At 60.2% G+C, this 20,310-nt stretch carries 17 protein-coding genes and 1 pseudogene; 13 read left to right on the top strand and 5 right to left on the bottom strand.

All coding sequences use genetic code 11. The features are described 5' to 3' along the window. The first annotated feature begins 70 nt into the window (after positions 1-70). From AKN83_RS26095 to AKN83_RS26040, 13 genes are all read left to right on the top strand, one after another. Positions 71-1,165 carry a hypothetical protein gene (locus AKN83_RS26095; RefSeq protein ID WP_050402939.1) on the top strand — a complete coding sequence of 365 codons (1,095 nt, stop codon included), beginning with the start codon at positions 71-73 and terminating at the stop codon, positions 1,163-1,165. Continuing rightward, positions 1,158-1,499 carry a hydrogenase maturation nickel metallochaperone HypA gene (hypA, locus tag AKN83_RS26090; RefSeq protein WP_050402940.1) on the top strand — a complete coding sequence of 114 codons (342 nt, stop codon included), beginning with the start codon at positions 1,158-1,160 and terminating at the stop codon, positions 1,497-1,499. Before AKN83_RS26095 ends, hypA begins: the two co-directional genes overlap by 8 nt. After that, the gene (gene hypB, locus AKN83_RS26085) at positions 1,499-2,446 is read left to right on the top strand and encodes a hydrogenase nickel incorporation protein HypB (protein ID WP_050402941.1); all 948 of its coding nucleotides are present in this window, start codon (positions 1,499-1,501) and stop codon (positions 2,444-2,446) included. The genes hypA and hypB overlap by 1 nt, the downstream gene beginning before the upstream one ends. Continuing rightward, the gene (gene hypF, locus AKN83_RS26080; protein WP_050402942.1) at positions 2,443-4,701 is read left to right on the top strand and encodes a carbamoyltransferase HypF; all 2,259 of its coding nucleotides are present in this window, start codon (positions 2,443-2,445) and stop codon (positions 4,699-4,701) included. The genes hypB and hypF overlap by 4 nt, the downstream gene beginning before the upstream one ends. A 1-nt stretch (position 4,702) precedes the next feature. Then, on the top strand, positions 4,703-4,939 hold the full coding sequence (locus AKN83_RS26075) for a HypC/HybG/HupF family hydrogenase formation chaperone (protein ID WP_083992238.1): 237 nt from the start codon (positions 4,703-4,705) through the stop codon (positions 4,937-4,939). After that, entirely contained in the window at positions 4,936-6,078 is a 1,143-nt protein-coding gene (hypD, locus tag AKN83_RS26070; protein ID WP_050402944.1) for a hydrogenase formation protein HypD, read from the top strand. Before AKN83_RS26075 ends, hypD begins: the two co-directional genes overlap by 4 nt. After that, positions 6,075-7,121, top strand: coding sequence for a hydrogenase expression/formation protein HypE (gene hypE, locus AKN83_RS26065; protein ID WP_050402945.1), 1,047 nt, complete (start codon positions 6,075-6,077; stop codon positions 7,119-7,121). Before hypD ends, hypE begins: the two co-directional genes overlap by 4 nt. 399 nt (positions 7,122-7,520) lie before the next feature. After that, positions 7,521-8,633, top strand: coding sequence for an alanine dehydrogenase (ald, locus tag AKN83_RS26060; protein WP_050402946.1), 1,113 nt, complete (start codon positions 7,521-7,523; stop codon positions 8,631-8,633). A 637-nt stretch (positions 8,634-9,270) separates the two neighbouring features. Continuing rightward, positions 9,271-9,465 (top strand): 4Fe-4S dicluster domain-containing protein, encoded by a 195-nt coding sequence (locus AKN83_RS38595; protein ID WP_083992237.1) that lies wholly within the window; start codon positions 9,271-9,273, stop codon positions 9,463-9,465. A 194-nt stretch (positions 9,466-9,659) separates the two neighbouring features. Continuing rightward, positions 9,660-11,156: a Fe-S cluster assembly protein SufB gene (sufB, locus tag AKN83_RS26055; protein WP_050402947.1), complete on the top strand. Its 1,497-nt coding sequence runs from the start codon at positions 9,660-9,662 to the stop codon at positions 11,154-11,156. A gap of 71 nt (positions 11,157-11,227) precedes the next feature. Beyond that, positions 11,228-11,980, top strand: coding sequence for a Fe-S cluster assembly ATPase SufC (sufC, locus tag AKN83_RS26050; RefSeq protein ID WP_050402948.1), 753 nt, complete (start codon positions 11,228-11,230; stop codon positions 11,978-11,980). Positions 11,981-11,999: 19 nt separating this feature from the next. Continuing rightward, positions 12,000-13,322 (top strand): Fe-S cluster assembly protein SufD, encoded by a 1,323-nt coding sequence (gene sufD / locus AKN83_RS26045; protein WP_050402949.1) that lies wholly within the window; start codon positions 12,000-12,002, stop codon positions 13,320-13,322. Beyond that, positions 13,319-14,566, top strand: a complete 1,248-nt coding sequence (locus tag AKN83_RS26040; RefSeq protein ID WP_157113571.1) for a cysteine desulfurase — start codon at positions 13,319-13,321, stop codon at positions 14,564-14,566. The genes sufD and AKN83_RS26040 overlap by 4 nt, the downstream gene beginning before the upstream one ends. Positions 14,567-14,737: 171 nt before the next feature. Here AKN83_RS26040 and AKN83_RS38590 read toward each other — a convergent pair. From AKN83_RS38590 to AKN83_RS26020, 5 genes and pseudogenes are all read right to left on the bottom strand, one after another. After that, positions 14,738-14,923: pseudogene (locus AKN83_RS38590) on the bottom strand (transposase); the annotation flags it as partial. Positions 14,924-15,375: 452 nt separating this feature from the next. Beyond that, positions 15,376-17,259: a TRAP transporter large permease gene (locus AKN83_RS26035; RefSeq protein WP_050402951.1), complete on the bottom strand. Its 1,884-nt coding sequence runs from the start codon at positions 17,257-17,259 to the stop codon at positions 15,376-15,378. A 3-nt stretch (positions 17,260-17,262) separates the two neighbouring features. Beyond that, on the bottom strand, positions 17,263-18,288 hold the full coding sequence (locus AKN83_RS26030) for a TRAP transporter substrate-binding protein (protein WP_050403046.1): 1,026 nt from the start codon (positions 18,286-18,288) through the stop codon (positions 17,263-17,265). Positions 18,289-18,452: 164 nt separating this feature from the next. Next, complete coding sequence (locus tag AKN83_RS26025; protein WP_050402952.1) at positions 18,453-19,463, bottom strand: transketolase family protein; 1,011 nt, start codon at positions 19,461-19,463, stop codon at positions 18,453-18,455. Beyond that, the gene (locus tag AKN83_RS26020; RefSeq protein ID WP_050402953.1) at positions 19,460-20,305 is read right to left on the bottom strand and encodes a transketolase; all 846 of its coding nucleotides are present in this window, start codon (positions 20,303-20,305) and stop codon (positions 19,460-19,462) included. Before AKN83_RS26020 ends, AKN83_RS26025 begins: the two co-directional genes overlap by 4 nt. Positions 20,306-20,310 lie beyond the last annotated feature (5 nt).

Raw genomic sequence — 20,310 nt, 5'->3', positions numbered from 1 at the left:
AGTGGGATATCGCAGACAGCGCAGGCAGCGCGGCTGCCGTTCCGCGCAAGCTAATGACGCAGCGGTGCATATGAGCTTCGCGATCCGCAACAAAATCGATGTCACGATCTGGCTTGCTGCCGACGTAATTGCCGCGGTCGAGATCCTGCCACGAGCCCGGCCACTGCTGGCGCGTCTGTTCGCCGGCAGACCGGCTTCGTCGCTGCTCAAACACATCCCACGGCTCTTCGCATTGTGTGCTGTTGCGCAGCAAACCGCGCTGCTGTCTGCGATCGAGACGGCGCGTGACGAAGCGATTACCCGCACGACGAAACAGCATCGTATTGCGCTGGTCGTTGCCGAGCGCATCGCAGAATTGCTGCGGGGCCTCTTGGTCGGACACCTTTCGCAGGACATCGCCGGTGCCGCCGCGATTCGTTCCGTGATGCAGGGAGTGTCCGCACTTATCGGTAGCGGACAACCGGCATGCGGTGCTGCTCGACGCGAAGCGACGGCAGGAATTGTGGCTGGACTGGCCACGATCGGGATGCCGGACGGAGACGGCGCGCCCAGGCCCGGCAGCCCATTGGCAATTCGAATAGCCGCGCTGGACGAGATCGACTTGAAATCGATCCGGATCGCGCACTCGTTCCTGTCCGTTGCCGACGACCGAAACATCATTGAACGGCTGCTCGGCGATGATCCGACATTTTGTCATTGTCCCGACCTTGGGGGGCGTGCGCCCGAGACGGGTCCATGGGCACGCCAAATGACGCGTGATCGGCTCTGGCTGGGTCGGTCGGGTGCGGTCGAGCGGCTGAAGGCCAGAATTGCAGAGATCGTTCGGCTCTGCGATTGGCTCAAGTCCGGCGCTCATATCGACTCAGCGGAGCCTGGGATCATCGAAAGCTACCGGTTGGGTTCGGGACGCGCCGCGACCGCCGTCGAATGCGCCAGGGGCAGGCTCTATCACGCGGTTGAGCTTGATCCTCAGGGCCAGATATACCGCTTCGAATTTCTTGCTCCGACGGAATGGAATTTCCATAGGAGCGGACCGGTTGTCCGGAACCTGCAGGGCGCGGTGCTGACGGCGAGACGGCATCAGAAAGCGGTTCGTGCGGTGATCGAATCGCTCGACCCATGTGTCGGATTCACACTCAGGTTTCGCAAAGTTGAAGATGCATGAAATGGCGGTTTGTCTGGGCATCATCCAAATCGTCGAGGAGGAGGTGCGTCACCGATCGTTGTCGCGGGTGCGGAGCATCTGTCTCGAAATCGGGGCGCTCAGCCATGTCGCGCCTGATGCGATCAGGTTCTGCTTTGCTGTCGTTGCAACGCGAACGATTGCCGAGGGGGCAGCTCTTGAGATCCTCGAGCTCCCGGGGATCGCCTGGTGCATGAGCTGTTCTAGCACTGTCGAAATTGCCCGCCGCGGCGACGCCTGTCCTTGCTGCGGGAGCTATCAGTTGCAAGTAACCGGCGGCGAACAGATGCGAGTGAAAGAACTGGAGATCGATTGATGTGTACCGTTTGCGGTTGCAGCCAAGCGACGTCTTCGATCGAACTTGCCAGAGGGCGTGATCCGGAGAGCCAAGGCCGTTGCCGTCCTCATAGGCAGAACGATGGCGAGCGCCATGACGCGCATTTTCACGGCGACGAGAGGGTGCAGCATTCGTCCGATGCCCGCCACAGTCATGATCACGAACATTATCAGAATGATGGTCGGCAAGCGCTTCTGGGCTGCGGCGCCCCCCCAGTTGGATTGAAGGTCAAGGGCACGAGCCGCGAACGCGTCATTTGGGTCGAGCGTGACATCCTCGGCAAGAACAATGCAATCGCGGCCGACAACCGGACGCGCTTTGCGGCCGATGAGCTGCTGGTATTTAATCTTATGTCGAGTCCCGGTGCGGGCAAAACCTCGCTGCTCGTGCGCGCCGTATCCGAGCTCAAGCTCAGCTATCCGACCGGAGTCATCGAGGGCGATCAGCAGACCTCAAACGATGCCGAACGGATTCGAGCGGCCGGTGTGCCAGCTATTCAAGTCAATACGGGTAAAGGGTGCCATCTCGATGCTGCAATGATTGGCGAGGCTTATCGCCGCTTGCCGCGGCTCACGCGCGGTATCCTCTTCATCGAGAACGTCGGTAACCTAGTCTGTCCCGCGGCCTTCGATCTTGGCGAGGCCTGCAAGATCGTTGTGTTGTCAATGACCGAAGGTGAAGACAAGCCGCTGAAATATCCCGATATGTTCGCGGCTTCTTCACTCATGGTGATCAACAAGATCGATCTGGCCTCACTGCTTGAGTGCGATCTGGACAAGACCATTGGATATGCCAGACGCGCCAATCCAAAGATCGAAGTGCTTACGGTCTCGGCCCGTACCGGCGAGGGTTTTGGCGCGCTCTACGCTTGGATCGATAGACAGGTGGCCCACCAAAGGCAGGCCGTAGAGGACGCCAGGCGATGAGCGCCGCAACCATTTGCGACCGAACACGACTGCGCGTGCGCGTGAGCGGAGCGGTGCAAGGGGTCGGCTTTCGTCCTTACGTCTATGGCCTCGCTACGCGGTACGGATTGGCGGGATTTGTCGCCAACGGCCCGGAGGGCGTCACAATCGAAGTCGAAGGTGGCCGTGCGTCAGAATTTCTTGCCACATTGCCGCTAGAGGCGCCTCCGTTGGCGCGCATCGACCACATCTGCGTTCAGGAGACAGCGGCGCTCGCGACAGAAAGCTTTTCGATCGGCGCGAGCGAAGGCGGAAAATTGTCAACGCACATCATCGCCGACGCCGCGACCTGCGGGCAATGCCTCAGCGAGCTATTCGATCCAGAGAATCGCCATTACCTTTATCCCTTCATTAGTTGCTCCCATTGTGGTCCACGCTACACCATTGCCGGGCGGCTCCCATACGATCGCCACAACACGGTTATGAAGGCGTTTAGGCTGTGCGCCGCCTGCACGGCCGAATACGCGGATCCGGCGAGCCGCAGGTTTCATGCGGAGGCGATCGCGTGTCCAGAATGCGGCCCTCGGCTTAGCCATGGGATCAACGCCATTGTCGCTGCAATCGCAGGCGGTCAAGTCGTAGCCATAAAGGGTCTCGGCGGCTACCAGCTCCTCTGCGATGCCCGTAATCAGGACGCTGTGCAGCGCCTGCGCAGCAGAAAGCAGCGCCGTCAAAAGCCGTTTGCAGTTATGCTCGGTTCCATAGAGTGCGTCAACGAGATCGCGGAAGCGAACGCTCTCGAGCTCGCGCTACTCGAATCCGCAGCGCGGCCCATTGTGCTTTTAACTTCGCGCAAATGTCTGGCGCCCGCCATAGCGCCCGGCTTGTCTCGCGTTGGTGTCATGTTGCCTGTGGCCCCGCTGCATCATCTAATCTTTCATGCGCTTCGCTCGACAGGAGCGTGGATTGCGGAACCAAGCCCGGTCATCGTCGTCACCAGTGCCAATCCTTGCGGCGAGCCGCTCCTGATCGACAACACGCAGGCGCTGCGACGGCTTGAGGCGATCGCCGACCTTGTCGTGACCCATGATCGGGATATTGTAACGCGTGCTGATGACTCCGTAGTCGCGGTGGTGGCTGGCCGCTCCCAATTCATTCGGCGCGCTCGTGGCTATGCTCCCGAACCGATCCAGCTTGCGCAATCTGTGCCGCCCGTGCTCGCTGTCGGCGGCGCGCTGAAATCGACCGTCACCATCACGCGCGACAACCAAGCGTTCGTTTCGCAACATATTGGCGATCTCAATACGCCCGAAGGCATCCGTGTGTTCGAGGGGACGATCCAACACCTTACATCGATCCTTGACGTAGAGCCTGTCGTCATCGCTCATGATCTGCATCCTGACATGGCATCCACCCGCTTTGCGCAAGCAGGCGGCCGCGCGCTGATTGCAATCCAGCACCACCACGCACACGCCGCCGCCGTGATCGCTGAACATGGCCATGCGGGACCGGCGCTAGCTCTGGTGCTCGACGGCCATGGCGTTGGCTCGGATGCTGGTAACTGGGGTGGCGAGCTATTGTTGTGCGAAGGAGCGATGTGCAGACGCATCGGGCATCTCGCGCCGCTGCAAATGCCTGGTGGTGATCGCGCAGCCCGTGAGCCGTGGCGCATGGCGAGCGCGATACTACACTGGCTCGGACGAGGTAACGAAATCGCGCGGCGCTTTGCAGCGCAACAGCAAGCTCAATATATCTCGGCCTTGCTCGATCAGTCGGGCGGGGCCACCACGACCAGCGCGGGCCGGCTATTCGACGCGGTGGCGGCGCTGCTGGGGATTGTGAGTTGGCAGAGCTATGAAGGAGAAGCCGCGATCAAGCTCGAGGCGCTAGTGCGGCGGACTGCGATTCTAGAGGCCGGGTGGACGATCGATGGTGGCGTGCTGTCGCTTCGGCCGCTGTTTGCGCGGTTGATTGCGGACGACATTGACGCTGCGGGCGGAGCCGGCCTGTTTCATGGCACCTTCGCCGCTGCCTGCGTTGACTTGGTCATGCGCTCCGCGCGGACAACCGGCGTCAATACCGTCGTTCTGAGCGGAGGCTGCTTTCAGAACGCGATACTGATGGATGAGATCTGGCGCGGGTGCTGCGCTGCCGGCCTGACCCCGCTGGTGCCACAGCGGGTGCCGCCCAACGACGGTGGTTTGAGCTTTGGCCAAGCCTGGATTGCCGCTTTGCAGATTGCTGAACAGTCGTCCGCCAGCGAAGGGAGAGGCTGATATGTGCCTTTCGGTTCCAGCAAAGATCGTGAAAATTCTTCCTGACCACATGGCCGCCGTGTGCATCGATGGTGTTAGCCTGGAGATATCGATTTCTCTTATCGATGAGCTCGACGTCGGTGATCACGTCCTCGTCCATGTTGGGTATGCGCTGGCCAAGATCGATCCGATAGAAGCCAAGCGGACGCTGGAGCTGCTGCAGGAGTTAGGCAGCACAGGGCAGGAACTCCGGCCATGAGATATACCGACGAATTTCGCGACAAGACCCTTGCGCAGGGGCTCGCCGCTGCGATTAGCGCCGAAGCCGATCGGCAAAAAGCCTATCGGTTCATGGAATTCTGCGGTGGACACACTCATGCCATATCACGCTATGGCCTTGAGGATCTGCTGCCCGCGAATGTGCGCATGATCCATGGGCCCGGTTGTCCGGTCTGTGTTCTACCTGCGAGCCGGATCGACATGGCGATTCGTCTCGTCGAGCGGCCGGAGGTCACCCTTTGCGTCTACGGCGATCTGATACGGGCGCCTGGCTCGCAAGGACAGTCCCTGTTGCGAGCCAAGGCGCTCGGCGCAGACATCCGGATGGTGTACTCGACGCTCGACGTTATCCGGATCGCCGAACAGGCGCCGAGCCGCGAGGTCGTGTTCTTTGCCATCGGATTTGAGACCACGACACCGCCGACGGCCGTGATGATCCGGATAGCCGAGAAGAAGCGGCTGAAGAGCCTTAGCGTGTTCTGCAATCACGTGCTTACACCCTCTGCGATGCAGAGCATTCTCGAGAACCCGAAGATCCGCAACATCGGCGGGGCTGCAATCGACGGTTTCGTCGGGCCTGCACATGTCAGCACGATCATCGGGACGAAGCCTTACGAGCTCCTGGCGGAACAATTCGGCAAGCCGATCGTGATCGCGGGATTTGAACCGCTCGACGTGATGCAGGCGATCCTGATGCTGGTGCGACAGGTGAACGAAAACCGCTACGACGTGGAGAACCAATACAGCCGTGCAGTGAAGCGTGAAGGCAATCGGCGCGCCAAAGACGAGGTCTCGCAGGCATTCGAACCGCGTGAGCAGTTCGAATGGCGCGGGCTCGGTTTCGTACCAAATAGTGGACTGAAGCTGAGGCGGGCCTACGCGCGGTTCGACGCGGAGGCGCGTTTCGCGATGCACGAACTGCAGGTCGCCGACAATCCGGCGTGCGAGTGCTGCGCCATCCTGCGCGGCGCCAAGCGGCCAGTCGATTGCAAGCTGTTTGGAACCCTCTGCACGCCGGAAACTCCCATAGGATCCTGCATGGTCTCATCGGAAGGCGCCTGTGCGGCGTATTGGACATATGGCCGGGTTCGCGATGATCAGGTGAGGCGAACGTCATGAGCGTACAGGGCTATCAACGCAAGCTCGATCTCGAGAACGGACGCGTTGATCTTTCCCATGGGGCCGGGGGACGAGCCATGGCACAGCTGATCTCCAGCCTTTTTCACCGAGCCTTCGGCAATGAATGGCTTGCCCGCTGCAATGATCAATCAACCTTCGACGTTGCAACGGGTAAAATGGTGATGACGACCGACGGTTACGTGGTTTCGCCGCTGTTCTTTCCTGGCGGCAATATCGGCTCACTCGCTGTGCACGGGACGATCAACGACGTCGTGATGTCCGGCGCGCGCCCTCTCTATCTGTCGGCGAGCTTCATCATTGAGGAGGGGTTCCCGCTGTCTGATCTGAAGACGATTGCGGATTCGATGGGCGAGGCAGCACGCGGCGCGGGCGTCTACATCATTGCGGGGGACACTAAGGTCGTCGAGCGCGGCAAGGCTGATGGTCTGTTTATCTCCACGACCGGAATCGGGGCTCTGGCCCATGGGTTCGATCTCTCCGCCGACAAAGCTATGGTCGGGGACCGTGTGTTGGTGTCCGGCAGCCTTGGCGACCATGGCGTGGCGATCATGTCAAAACGCCACAACGTCGCGTTTCAAACCGAGATCGTGTCGGATTCCGCAGCGCTACATGACCTTGTCGCCGTTATGATTGCGGCGGGCGGGGCCGGCATCCGGGTGATGCGCGACCCCACGCGCGGCGGTCTTGCCGCAACCCTCAACGAAATTGCGCATCAATCGGGCCTTGGCTTCCGTCTACAGGAAGCAGCCATTCCGGTGAAGGCAGCGGTCGCGGCAACCTGCGAACTCTTCGGGCTTGATCCGATCCATGTCGCCAATGAGGGCAAGCTCGTTGCGATCGTCGCGCCCCATTTGGCCGATGCAGTGCTTGCAGCTATGAAGGCGCATCCGCTCGGACGCGATGCTGCTGATATTGGCGAGACGGTAGCTGACGATCACAAATTTGTGCAGATGGCGACCAGTTTCGGCGGCGGACGGATCGTCGATTGGTTGTCAGGCGAACAGTTGCCTCGGATTTGTTGAACAATCCACGCCCATTTGCGACGAGCGTGAAGGCGTTAAACGTGCGCATCCAGAAATCAGACTGATGATCAATGGTCATTCGGCCATCAGCGGTGGCAAGCAATCCAGCCGCTGGGCAAATCCTGCCTCACTGGCAGACTACGTTGCTCCTTCTTCAACAAGGTCGGCAAGACTGGAATCGTTGTTGACTGTTCTGCGAGCCGAGATCCGATTAAGCGCGTCATCGCGATCGCGGAGTACGACGGTTAAGCTTAGCGAGCACGGTCGCTCAATCCATTCGGCATCGAAAACCTGCACGGCTGGTCAAAGATCGCTGAATTCCTGCGCAATTTGGGCTGCTGCGTCGCAATATCGCTGCGCCTTTCAATTAGAAAGGCGCACTAGGCAAGGAGTTTGCAAATGAAGGTCGGAGTTCCCAAGGAAATCAAGGCACACGAATATCGCGTGGGCCTGACCCCTGGAGCCGTCCGCGAATACGCGGCAGCAGGACACCGCGTAATGATCGAGACCAATGCCGGCGCTGGCATTGGCGCGACCGATGACGATTATCGCAGCGCCGGCGCAGCGATTCTGGATTCTGCAGCTGAGGTATTCGCTTCGAGCGAGATGATTGTGAAGGTCAAGGAGCCTCAGCCGTCCGAATGGAGCCAGCTGCGGGAGGGCCAGATCCTGTTCACATATCTGCATCTGGCGCCGGACCCGGAGCAGGCCAAGGGGCTTCTAAAATCGGGATGCACGGCAATCGCCTATGAGACAGTGACTGATGGGCATGGTGGCCTTCCGCTGCTGGCTCCGATGAGCGAGGTCGCAGGCAGGCTCGCGGTCGAAGCGGCGGGTAGCGCGCTAAAGCGCAGTGCAGGCGGACGAGGGCTGTTGATCGGCGGCGTGCCCGGTGTTCAGCCGGCCCGAATCGTGGTGATCGGTGGTGGCGTCGTTGGTACGCACGCGGCACGGATGGCGGCCGGTCTGGGTGCAGAGGTGAGCATCATCGACCGCTCGATACCTCGGTTGCGCGAGTTGGATGAGCTATTCGAAGGGCGCGTTCGAACCAGGTTTTCGACCATCGAAGCTGTGGAGGAAGAGGTATTTGCGGCCGATGTTGTGATTGGTGCCGTGCTCGTTCCAGGTGCGAGTGCGCCCAAGCTGATCCGGCGGAGCATGCTGAGCTTGATGCGTAAGAGGGCCGTGCTCGTGGATGTCGCTATCGATCAGGGCGGCTGTTTTGAGACTTCGCACCCAACCACTCACGCCGATCCAACCTATGAAGTGGATGGCATCATTCATTATTGCGTGGCCAATATGCCCGGCGCCGTGCCGCTGACCTCGAGCCAGGCACTAAATAACGCCACGCTGCCGTTTGGCTTGGCTCTGGCCAATAAGGGTTTTTCCGCCGTGTTGGAAAATCCGCATTTGCGTGCAGGCCTCAACGTCCATCGAGGCCGGCTGACTTACAAGGCGGTGGCCGACAGTCTCGGGCTCCCGTTCTCACCGATCGAGCAGGCTGCAGCCTGATCCCAGAGGCCCCTACGGGCGTTTCCTCCCTGACTTGGGCCACCCTACGGGGTGGCTTTTTTTCGGCATATCAATCTGCTGGGGTCCGCGGAGATTTATTTGCGACGCCGAGCGCGGCCGTAATCTGCGAGATTTTGAACATTTGCGTGCGCCGGCTCGGCCAGGGGACCCTCGATCACCGGAGCGGCTCCATTTAGCGCCATCGCGACGATTTTTCTGGTTGCGATATGGAGACGTTGCTTGAGCCGATGACGACGTCGCCCGATTGCCATCGTGGTGCCTTCGCTGCCGCTGTCCGGGTGAGCAGAACCATCACCAGAGGCGATCTGCGATCCCCGAGACGGTGGCACGGTTACAATCGATACCACTTCAAAAGCGCTCCGCCGCCACGTCAAGTCGAGCCGAGCTGCTTCTCATTGGCGAACCCCTTCACATGATCGCTGGCTATCGCGAAATCTCGACGATGCGCAAGCTACGAGATCAAGCAGCTGCGATGCCGATTGTCGGGTTTACGACACGTGGTCGAGGCGGCCCTTGCGCTATCGAAAGTAGCCAAGATAAATCAAGCACATGACTCCTTGGCATGAGACTTGAAGGCAAGGCGTAGTCTCGCACCTTTGCTTATGGAATCGTAGTGATGGCCTACAAAATAATCGCGTCACAATGCACGGTCTGTGGTGCGTGTGAGTACGAATGCCCTAACGCCGCGATCAGCCTGAAGAACGACATATATGTGATCAATCCGGCCCAGTGCACTCAATGTGAAGGGCATTTTGATGCGCCGCAATGCGCCGTCGTTTGTCCAGTGCCTGATACCTGTGTGCCAGCATAGATCGAGGAGCCTACGGGTGGCACTCCGGCGCAAAACATGATCGAAACCCTATCTAGGGCGGCTCCCTTTTGGGTTCGTCTCCTGGTTCTTTCCCAAACTGGCCTCGAGTCGGCCGTGACTTGCGCGGTCCGCCCGGAGGAGAGGCGACGCGATCATTGCCGCCGGGAATCGTCCATGCGTGAACGGAGTGGGCAATGGTAGCTGTACAAGAGACGGTCGAGCGCGTCCGGCGCATCGACGTCGACCAGTATCGATATGGGTTTGAGACGCAGATCGAGTCCGACAAGGCCCCGAAGGGGCTGTCGGAAGACACCGTCCGCTTCATCTCAGCAAAGAAGAATGAACCGGCCTGGATGCTGGAATGGCGCCTGGAGGCGTATCGCCGCTGGCTGACCATGACCGAGCCGACCTGGGCCCGCGTCGACTATCCGAAGATCGACTACCAGGACATCTATTACTACGCGGCGCCGAAGCCGAAGAAGACGCTGTCCTCGATCGACGAGATCGATCCGGAAATCCTCAAGACCTACGAGAAGCTCGGCATTCCCCTGCGCGAGGTCGCGATCCTCGAGGGCGTCGAGCCCCCGCCGGGCGGCCCGCCGTCGGCGAACCGCAAGATCGCGGTCGATGCCGTGTTCGATTCGGTCTCGGTTGCGACCACCTTCCAGAAGGAGCTGAAGGCGGCCGGCGTGATCTTCATGCCGATCTCCGAGGCGATCCGCGAGCATCCCGAGCTGGTGCAGAAATATCTCGGAACCGTGGTGCCGACCTCGGACAACTACTTCGCGACGTTGAACTCGGCGGTGTTTTCGGACGGTTCGTTCGTCTACGTGCCGCCGGGCGTGCGCTGCCCGATGGAGCTGTCGACCTACTTCCGCATCAACGAGCGCAACACCGGTCAGTTCGAGCGCACGCTGATCATCGCCGACAAGGGCTCCTACGTCTCCTATCTCGAAGGTTGCACCGCGCCGCAGCGCGACGAGAATCAGCTGCACGCCGCCGTGGTCGAACTCGTCACGTTCGATGACGCCGAGATCAAGTATTCGACGGTCCAGAACTGGTACCCCGGCAATTCCGAGGGCAAGGGCGGCATCTACAATTTCGTCACCAAGCGTGGCGACTGCCGCGGCAAGAACTCCAAGATCTCCTGGACCCAGGTCGAGACCGGTTCGGCGATCACCTGGAAGTATCCGAGCTGCATCTTGCGCGGCGACAATTCGAGCGGCGAGTTCTACTCGATCGCGATCTCGAACGGTTTCCAGCAGGTCGATAGCGGCACCAAGATGATTCATCTCGGCAAGAACACGTCGAGCCGGATCATCTCCAAGGGCATCGCTGCCGGCAAGTCGCAGAACACCTATCGCGGCCTCGTCAGCGCACATCGCAAGGCGACCGGCGCGCGCAACTACACCGCCTGCGACTCGCTCCTGATCGGCGACAAGTGCGGCGCGCACACCGTGCCCTATGTCGAGGCCAAGAATTCCTCGGCGACGTTCGAGCATGAAGCGACGACGTCGAAGATTTCCGAGGACGTGCTGTTCTACTGCTTGCAAAGAGGCTTGAGCGAGCAACAGGCCATCGGCCTTGTCGTCAACGGTTTCGCGAAAGATGTCCTGCAAAAGCTTCCGATGGAGTTCGCAGTGGAGGCGCAGAAGCTGATCTCGATCTCTCTCGAGGGATCTGTCGGATAACCAAACGTCCCGCGAGCCCCCGAACGCGGCTTGCCGTTGCGGACGACGCATTTTGAGGGATCAGATCAAAAATGACGCTGCTCGAAATCCAAGATCTGAATGTTGGTGTCGACAGTCGTGAAATAATCCGTGGCCTCGATCTTATGGTCAATGCGGGAGAAGTGCACGCGATCATGGGGCCGAACGGCTCCGGCAAGTCGACGCTGTCGCACGTCATCGCCGGCAAGTCGGGCTATGAAGTCACGGGCGGCCACATCCTGTTCAGGGGCGAGGACCTCCTGGAGATGGAGCCCAATGAGCGCGCCGCCAAGGGCGTGTTCCTGGCGTTCCAGTACCCGGTCGAGATTCCCGGCGTCACCACCATGAACTTCCTGCGCACGGCGCTGAACGCCCTGCGCAAGGCGCGCGGCCGAGGGGAATTATCCACGCCCGAATTTCTGAAAAAGGTCCGTGAGGTGGCCGGGTCACTGAACATTACCCGGGATATGCTCAAGCGCGGCGTCAATGTCGGCTTCTCGGGCGGCGAGAAGAAGCGCAACGAGGTACTGCAGATGGCGTTGTTCGAGCCGAGTCTATGCATACTGGACGAGATCGATTCCGGGCTGGATATCGACGCTCTGCGTATTGTCGCGAGCGGTATCAACGGCCTGCGTTCGCCGGAAAGGGCGATGATCGTGATCACCCACTACCAGCGGCTCCTTCATTACATCGTGCCCGATTATGTGCATGTGATGTCGAAAGGCCGCGTCGTGAAGAGTGGCGGCAAGGAACTCGCGCTGGAACTCGAGGCCTGTGGCTACGCCCAGTTCGAAACCGCGGCCTGACGGCTCAAGGGATTTCCCCATGAAGCAAGTATTGGCTAAGGCCGATGCCGGGTGCGCAACGAGCAATTTTCTCGCCGCCGCGCTCGAACGGTTGCCTGGCGCGGGCCTCGTCCCCCATATCCGTGCGAGGGCATTCGAAGCCTATGCGCGCGCCGGCCTGCCGCATCGGCGCATGGAGGCCTGGAGATACACGGATCTGCGTGCCTTGATCGGCGAGGTGTTGCCACTCGCTCCGCGACCGGATGCAGCGGCGTTGGCGCGCGCAAAGGCGTCGGCCAGGCGAGTGGCTGTCGATCAGGCGGTCAAATTGGTCTTGGTGGACGGCATATTCGCGCCTGAGCTATCGGATCTCGGCGAGCTGAAGAACGAGCTCCATGTGCAGTCACTGCGAGAGGTGTTGGAGAACTCGGCCACTGGCGCAATGGCTGGGTTGGTGCTTTCGACGACGGACGATGCGGTGATCGCGCTCAACGCGGCAATGGCCTCAGATGGTCTGGTAATTTCGATTGCCGAAGGCAACACGATTAGACGCCCTATTCAAATCGTTCAGGTCGCAACGGGATCGTCGGTGTCCGCTTTTACACGCTCATATCTGCAGCTCGATAAAGGGGCGCATGCGACCGTGGTGCAAAGTTTCATCTCGGCCGAAGGCGCGAGCGGCTATCAGGCCAACGATGTCTTAATCGCCCTGGCTGGGGACGAGGCAAGCCTTTCGCATCTCCGCATAGCGGCTGACGCCGCTGATGCGGTGAACATCTCGTCGGGGATCATCGCGGTCGGCACCAGAGCTAAGCTCGATCTCTTCAGCATGACGTGCAGCGGCTCCATCAATCGCTATCAGGGATTCGTGACGCTGGGTGGTGAGGGATCCAAGCTCTCTGCGAACGGGGTTAATCTCGTCAAAGATAAACTGCACGCCGACACAACAATCGTGGTCGACCACGCCGTGCCGCATTGCACCAGTCGGCAGAAGTTCCGCGCGGTCGTTGATGATTGTGGCCGCTCGGTGTTTCAGGGCCGAATCGTTGTTCGTCCCGTCGCCCAAAAGACCGTCGCCAGCCTGTCGACCCGAGCGTTGCTCTTATCCGATCAGGCCGCGGCGGACAATAAGCCGGAACTTGAAATCTCGGCCGACGACGTGACCTGCAGCCACGGAGCGACCTCAGGAGCGCTGGATAATAATCTCGTATTCTATCTGCGCGCGCGGGGGCTATCCGAAAAGGATGCGCAGATGTTGCTCATTAAAGCGTTCATTGGAGAGTCGATTGAAGAGATCTTCGCCGATAACCTGCGCGATTTTGTGACCGCGCAAGCTGAACACTGGCTGCAGGAGCGGCTGTGAGCGAACATCCCGCGGTCAGCGATGGTCGTTACGAGGTCGACCGTCTACGTAGTGACTTTCCGGCGCTGGCCATGACCGTTTACGGCAAGCCGCTTGTCTACCTCGATAACGCTGCGTCCGCGCAAAAGCCAAATGCGGTACTTGACCGCATGATGCAGGTGTACTCCAGCGAATATGCCAACGTTCATCGCGGCTTGCACTATCTGGCCAATGCGGCGACCGAGGCGTATGAAGGTGCCCGTGCCAAGGTGGCGCGGTTTGTGAACGCGCATTTGAATGAAGAGATCATCTTCACCCGCAGCGCCACCGAGGCAATCAATCTGGTCGCGCAGACGTTTGGTCGTGAGCGCATCAGCCCGGGTGATGAGATCGTTCTGTCAATCTTGGAACACCACTCCAATATTGTGCCGTGGCATTTTCTTCGGGAACGGCTCGGTGCAGTGATCAAATGGGCACCAGTGGATGATGACGGTAACTTCTTGCTCGATGACTTTGAACGACTGCTGACCTCGCGCACCAAGATGGTTGCGATCACACAGATGTCAAATGTGCTCGGCACGGTCTTGCCGGTGAAAGACCTGGTGAGGGTCGCACATGCTCGTGGTATCCCGGTGCTGGTCGACGGTTCACAGGGATGCGTCCATCTGAGCGTCGACGTCTGCGACATTGATTGCGATTTCTACGTCATGACCGGCCACAAACTCTATGGTCCGACCGGGATCGGCGTGCTTTACGGAAAATCCGAGCATCTGGCATCGATGACGCCCTACAATGGCGGCGGTGAGATGATTCGCGAGGTCTCGCGTTCCGGCGTCATTTATGGGGATCCGCCGCACCGGTTCGAAGCGGGTACGCCGCCGATCGTTGAGGCGATCGGGTTGGGCGCAGCCGTGGATTACATCAATTCGATAGGCAAGGTGCAGATCCGCAAGCACGAGAGCGCACTGCTCGCTTACACGCAGGAGAAGCTCGGGGACATCAACTTCGTGCGCATGATCGGGACGCCGGCCGAGAAGGGGCCGATCATCTCGTTTGATGTGAAAGGTGCGCATGCGCACGATATTGCCACCGTCGTCGATCGCGCCGGCGTAGCGGTGCGGGCGGGGGCGCACTGCGCGATGCCGCTGCTCAAGCGCTTCGGCACACTGGCAACATGCCGTGCGTCCCTTGGACTTTACAACGCCCGTGAAGAAATTGATGTGCTCGCGCGCGCACTTATCAAGGCACGCCAGCTATTGGCGTGATTGGCGGGCGTGCTGCGTCAAGGTGAGAGGGAGGCTGCATTGAGCTACGAAGTAGAATAACGTCGTGCCTGATGATCGTCATCGCAAAAGGTCAACGCCCGAGGTCTCGGAAAGCAAAGTTCGCATTGGCAAGCCTGGTCGGCCAGGGCACCTTGCAGCCGTTTTTCCTTCGTTCGCCTTCGTCGAGCGCGGGGTCCGTAGTTCTAACGGCAGGTCGTGCCATGGCGCACCTGAGCGCAGGACCCAAAAGATGCCATTAAGCACGCGACGAACATTTACGCGCTGAACGCCACGCGGCTTGTTCGGCAGCATCGGTTTGATGGCGATCCATTCGTAATCGCTGAGTTCGTAGCGCATGATTCGAGGCTCCGGTTTCGGAGCTTGAATCATGTCTCGGGTCGCGCCATCAACCGGCAACGCCCCGCGGCCTTACCGGTAACGCTTTGCATACGCTTCCGCTTTCGGCGACATGCGGACTTGGCCGGGCTTGCTAGTGGCTCGACCCGGCCGCCCATGATCTAAGTGGACGTGACGTAGGAGCGGCCTTCCAGAGGCTAGTCGCGCTGTCGTGAAAGTAATCGGAGCTTCGAGCGAAGGGCGACCCGCATTCACGTCAGGCCTTTTCGAAAACTCGCATGGTGATCTGGTCGATGCGCGATCCACAGTCGGGTATGCCCCTGAACGCCGTGTGTCGCTTCGCGCCCGGATCGTTGCCTCCACGAGGGGCAAAGAACTGTGCGAACAACCTGTCTAGCTCGCCAGAAGCTCACCTTGCGGACGATCCCCGCAGCTGAGACGTTTCGCGGATTTTAAAGGAAACCTATGGAAATCCACGGCACTGCAGCCACTATGACCGTGCCGAGGAGCAGGGCCAGCATGTACGCCAGGATCGGACCCATGCCTTCGTCGGGATGAATCCGGCTGATGGCGCACGCCGCATAGTAGCCGACGCCGAATGGCGGCGCGAAAAGTCCAATCCCCATCGCCAGAACGACGACCATGGCATAGTGGACCTCATGCACTCCCACCTGACGGGCAATGGGGAAAAGCAGCGGACCGAAGAGCACGATGGCAGGGATGCCTTCGAGCACGCTTCCCAGGACGACGAACGCAAGGATTGTGACGATCAGAAATATCGGCGCACCACCCGGCAGGGAAGTCATGAACTTTGCAAGAGATGCCGAGAAGCCCGATTGGGTCAAAGCCCAGGCCATCCCCGTCGCCGCGCCGATGATGAAGAGGATCGCGCCGGAAAGAGCCGCGGTCTCAACCAAAATCGAATAGAGGCGACGCCAGTCGAACCGGCGATAGATAAAAAGCCCGGCCAATACGGAATAGACGATGCCGATCGTCGAGACCTCGGTGGCTGTTGCTACCCCCTCGACCACTGCGGCGCGGATCACAAATGGAAGGGCAATGGCGGGAATCGCGATCAGAAAGGAACGGCCGATTTCACGCTTGGTCGCCCGCTGAACGTGCGACAAATCCTCTCGACGGTACCGCCACCACACCACCGCGCACAGTCCGACCGCGAGCACGATCGCCGGCAACAACCCGCCCGTGAACAGGGCCGCGATCGACACACCCGTCACCGATCCGATCGTGATCAACACCAATGATGGGGGGATCGTCTCGGTCTGAGCACCGGTCGCCGCCAGGAGCGCGACGAGGTCACCACGCTTCGCGCCGCGTCTGGTCATTTCGGGGAAGAGCACAGGCGCTATTGCTGCCATATCGGCCGCCTTGGATCCCGAAATACCCGAGACCAGATACATCGCACCGACCAGCACATATTGGAGGCCGCCCCGAACGTGGCCGAGCAGGCTGGCGAGGAAACCGACCATAGCGCGGGCCATGCCGGTCATTTCGATCAACAAGCCGAGGAACACGAACATCGGCACCGCGAGCAGGATGAGATGGCTCATGCCTTCGTCCATGCGACCGATAACGACCACGTCGGGTGTGCTGGTCGTCAGTGTTATGTAGCCGATGGTCGCCAGGCCGAACGCGAAGGCGATCGGCACCGCTGCGAACACCATGGCGCCAACGATAAACACGAAGAAGATCAGCAGGTTCAGATTACCGAGGGGTCTAAGGATTGGTGCGAGCAGCGCGAGAACCCCGATCAGCGTTCCTACCGCAGCGATTGCAGCAGCAAGGTGCTTCACATTGGCTGTGGCTGCCAGCCTCAGGGTGGCTACGACCAGCATCAAGCCGACGCCGACCGGCAGGGCGGCCGCGCGCCAAGTGTTGACTATTCCCAGAGCCGGAGTTGTGACGAAGACTTCGTCGGCCGCAAACTCGTAGGCGGGGCGAACTACCAGAAGCAGGAACGCAAACGCGGCAGCTGTCGCAAAGACGTCAAGGAACAACCTGGCTTCCGGTCGGATCATGCCAATGATGGCCGTCATCCGCATATGCTCGGCCCGCTGGAAGGCGACGACCGATCCCAGCATCGCCAGCCATAGAAACAGGATACCGGCGAGCTCATCCGACCAGACAATCGGGGTGTGGAGCACGTAGCGAGAGACGATGCCGACGAAAAGGACGATCGCCTCCGCAACGACCAGCACCGCGGCAGGAATGGCGACGACGGGCTTCAGTGCTTTGTTCAGGTTCACCACAGCCTTGCGCCATCCGGAGGCAGGCTCAGGAAGAGCGAGTGTCGCCCCGTCCATGTGCGCATGTTCCATGACTCACCCCAACTTGCCCGCGGCTTTCTCAAGTTGAACCCAGGTCTCCTCGCCGAATTTGGATTTCCAGTCGGCATAGAAGCTCGTCTTTGCCAGCGCCTGCCGGAAGGCGGATCGGTCGACGTCGAGGAATTGCATCCCCTTGGCTGACAAATCGGTGCGGAGGGATTCACTGAGCTTTGCGATGTCGGCTCGTTCATCGTTGGCCGAGCGATCGAGTTCGCGCGTCACGATCTCTTGCGCGTGCTGCGGAAGTTTCTGGAACGCGCGCTTGTTGCCGAGGATCCAGTAATTGTCCCAGACGTGACCCGTCAGGCTGCAGGTCTTCTGCACCTCATACAGGCGCGCCGTTGCTATGATCGGAAGGGGATTTTCCTGACCGTCCACGACTTTGGTCTGGAGCGCGGAATAGACCTCGTTGAAGTTGATCGGCGCTGGTCCTGCCCCGAGCGCAAGAAAGAGCGACGTCAGATTGGGTGCGGCAGGTACCCTGAGCCTGAAGCCCTTGAGGTCGTCCGGTGTCTTGATCTCACGGCCCGACGACGTGATGTGGCGGAAGCCATTGTCCCAAGGTTTGGACACCGCCATGACGGGCGTCTTGGCGATCTGCGCGCGGATGTAGGCGCCGAGTTCGCCGTCCATGGCCTTCCAGACGGCATCGTAGTTGGGAAAGAGGAAGCCGAGATTCACGATGCCAGCGGCGGGTACAAGGGTGGCGAGAATCAGAGAGGAGAGGTTGAAAAGCTCGACGCTACCGTTGCGAACCTGCGTCAGCAGATCCGTATCCGAGCCAAGCTGGTTGGCCGGGAAGAGATTGATTTCCAGGCGTCCGCTAGTCGCTTCCTTAATGCGATCGGCGGCCTCCTTGGCTCGAGCGTTCACCGGATGCGCGGGGTCCTGCCCGGTCGCAAGCTTGTAAGTGAACTCCGCGGCGGCGGCCGGGCGGCTGAGGATGGCGCACAACGGGACGGCCGCGCCAGCCAGGAGCAACTTGCGACGGGTGATGGCAGTCGACTTACGTTGGGTCATTGCTTCCTCCTTGTTGAGTATCGGTATGTTGTCGGCAGCAGTACGCTTCTGCAGCTCCGGCCGGTTCTCGGGCACCGGCCGTCAGGCAGCGGCCATCGTTCTCCGCGGCGACGCCGCGTAAGCGATTCTTCCCTCAGTCGAACTTGACGTATCGAGGTGCGCGCTTAGCGCAGCCACCCCTTGATCTGCCTTGCAACTTCGGCAGTCGAAATGCCGTAGCGATCGTGCAGCGTGGGAAGTGCCCCAGCGGCAAGGAACTCATCGGGCAACGCGATTTGGCGGAAGACTGGATGGACATCGGAGCGCATCAACAACGCTGCAACTGCCTCTCCGAGGCCGCCGATGATGGTATGGTTCTCGGCGACCACGACGAGACGGCCAGGTTTCCGTGCTTCGCGCAGTATCGCTTCGTGGTCGAGCGGCTTGATTGTCGGTACATGCAGCACGGCCACGTCCACGCTATCACCGGCGAGTTCCTTTGCGGCTTCCAGCGCCCGCATGGTCATGATTCCAGAGGAGATGATCAGGACGTCCCGACCGTTTCGAATCAAGGATGCCTTGCCGAGCCTGAATTGATAGTTGTACTCGTCCAGGACGAGGGGCACCTGACCACGCAAGAGCCGCATATATACGGGTCCGTGATGCGCCGCGATGGCCGGAACGATCTGCTCGATCTCATGAGCGTCGCAGGGATCGATCACGGTCATGTTCGGCATTGCGCGGAACAGCGCGAGGTCTTCCGCCGCCTGGTGGCTTGGGCCGTAGCCGGAGGTGAGACCTGGCAAGGCGCAGACGATCTTTACGTTGCGGTCTTCCTCTGCAATCGTCTGGTGGATGAAATCGTAGGCGCGCCGCGAGGCGAACACCGCATAAGTCGTAGCGAAGGGCATGAATCCTTCACCCGCCATGCCCGAAGCCGCACCGTAGAGGAGCTGCTCCGCCATACCCATTTGATAGTAGCGGTCTGGAAACTCCTTCGCGAAAATGTGCAGGTCCGTGTACTTGCCCAGATCGGCGGTGAGGCCGACCACCTCGGGGCGGCTCCGGGCCAATTCGACGAGCGCGTGACCGAACGGCGCCGGTTTCGTCTTTTGTCCCTCGGCGGCGATCGACGCGATCATCGCGGAGGTGGTGAGCCGCGGTTTCCCGGGCGTAGCTGAGGTAACCGACTTCATGACCTGTCTCCCGCATCAAGTTCTGCCAGCGCCAACTTCCATTCGTGCGCTTCGACCCGAATGAAGTGGTTCTTTTCGCGGTGTTCGAGGAACGGAACTCCCTTGCCCATGACAGTGTCGGCGACGATGATCCTCGGTTGCGGTTCGGGGTGCGAAATCGTTGCGTCGAATGCTACCACGACGGCGTCCAGGTCATTGCCGTCGACTCGACGTACGAACCAGCCGAAGGCCTCGAGCTTGTCGACCAACGGCTCGAACCCCATCATCTGTTTCGAAGGGCCGTCGGCCTGCTGGTTGTTGACGTCAATGATCGCGATCAAATTGTCGAGCTTGTGGTGTGCAGCCGACATCATCGCTTCCCACTTCGATCCCTCGTCGAGTTCTCCGTCCGAGAACAGCGTGAAGACACGGCTCTTGGAGCCCTTGCGCTTCAACCCGAGGCCCATGCCGACCGCGATGCTCAGTCCGAGCCCCAGGGACCCGCCGGACATTTCCATGCCGGGCGTGTAGGACGCCATGCCCGACATCGGCAGGCGGCTTTCGTCGAAGCCATACGTCTCGAGTTCGACTTCGGGGATAATGCCGGCCTCGATCAGTGCGGCATAAAGGGCGATCGCGTAGTGACCGTTGGAAAGGAGGAAACGATCGCGATCTTCCCAGGTAGGCTCTTCGGGCCGGTAGCGCATCGCGTGAAAATATGCGACCGCCAACACGTCGGAAATATCGAGCGCCTGCGCGATATAGCCCTGGCCTTGAACTTCGCCCATGCGTAGGGCGTTGCGGCGAATATTGCGCGCACGCTGCGAAAGGCTAGGCGCGTTGACAAGTGAACTCGTGGACATCCGTC

Origin of the sequence: Bradyrhizobium embrapense, assembly GCF_001189235.2 — a bacterium.
Classification (GTDB): domain Bacteria; phylum Pseudomonadota; class Alphaproteobacteria; order Rhizobiales; family Xanthobacteraceae; genus Bradyrhizobium; species Bradyrhizobium embrapense.
This window is presented reverse-complemented; position numbering and strand designations above follow the sequence as displayed.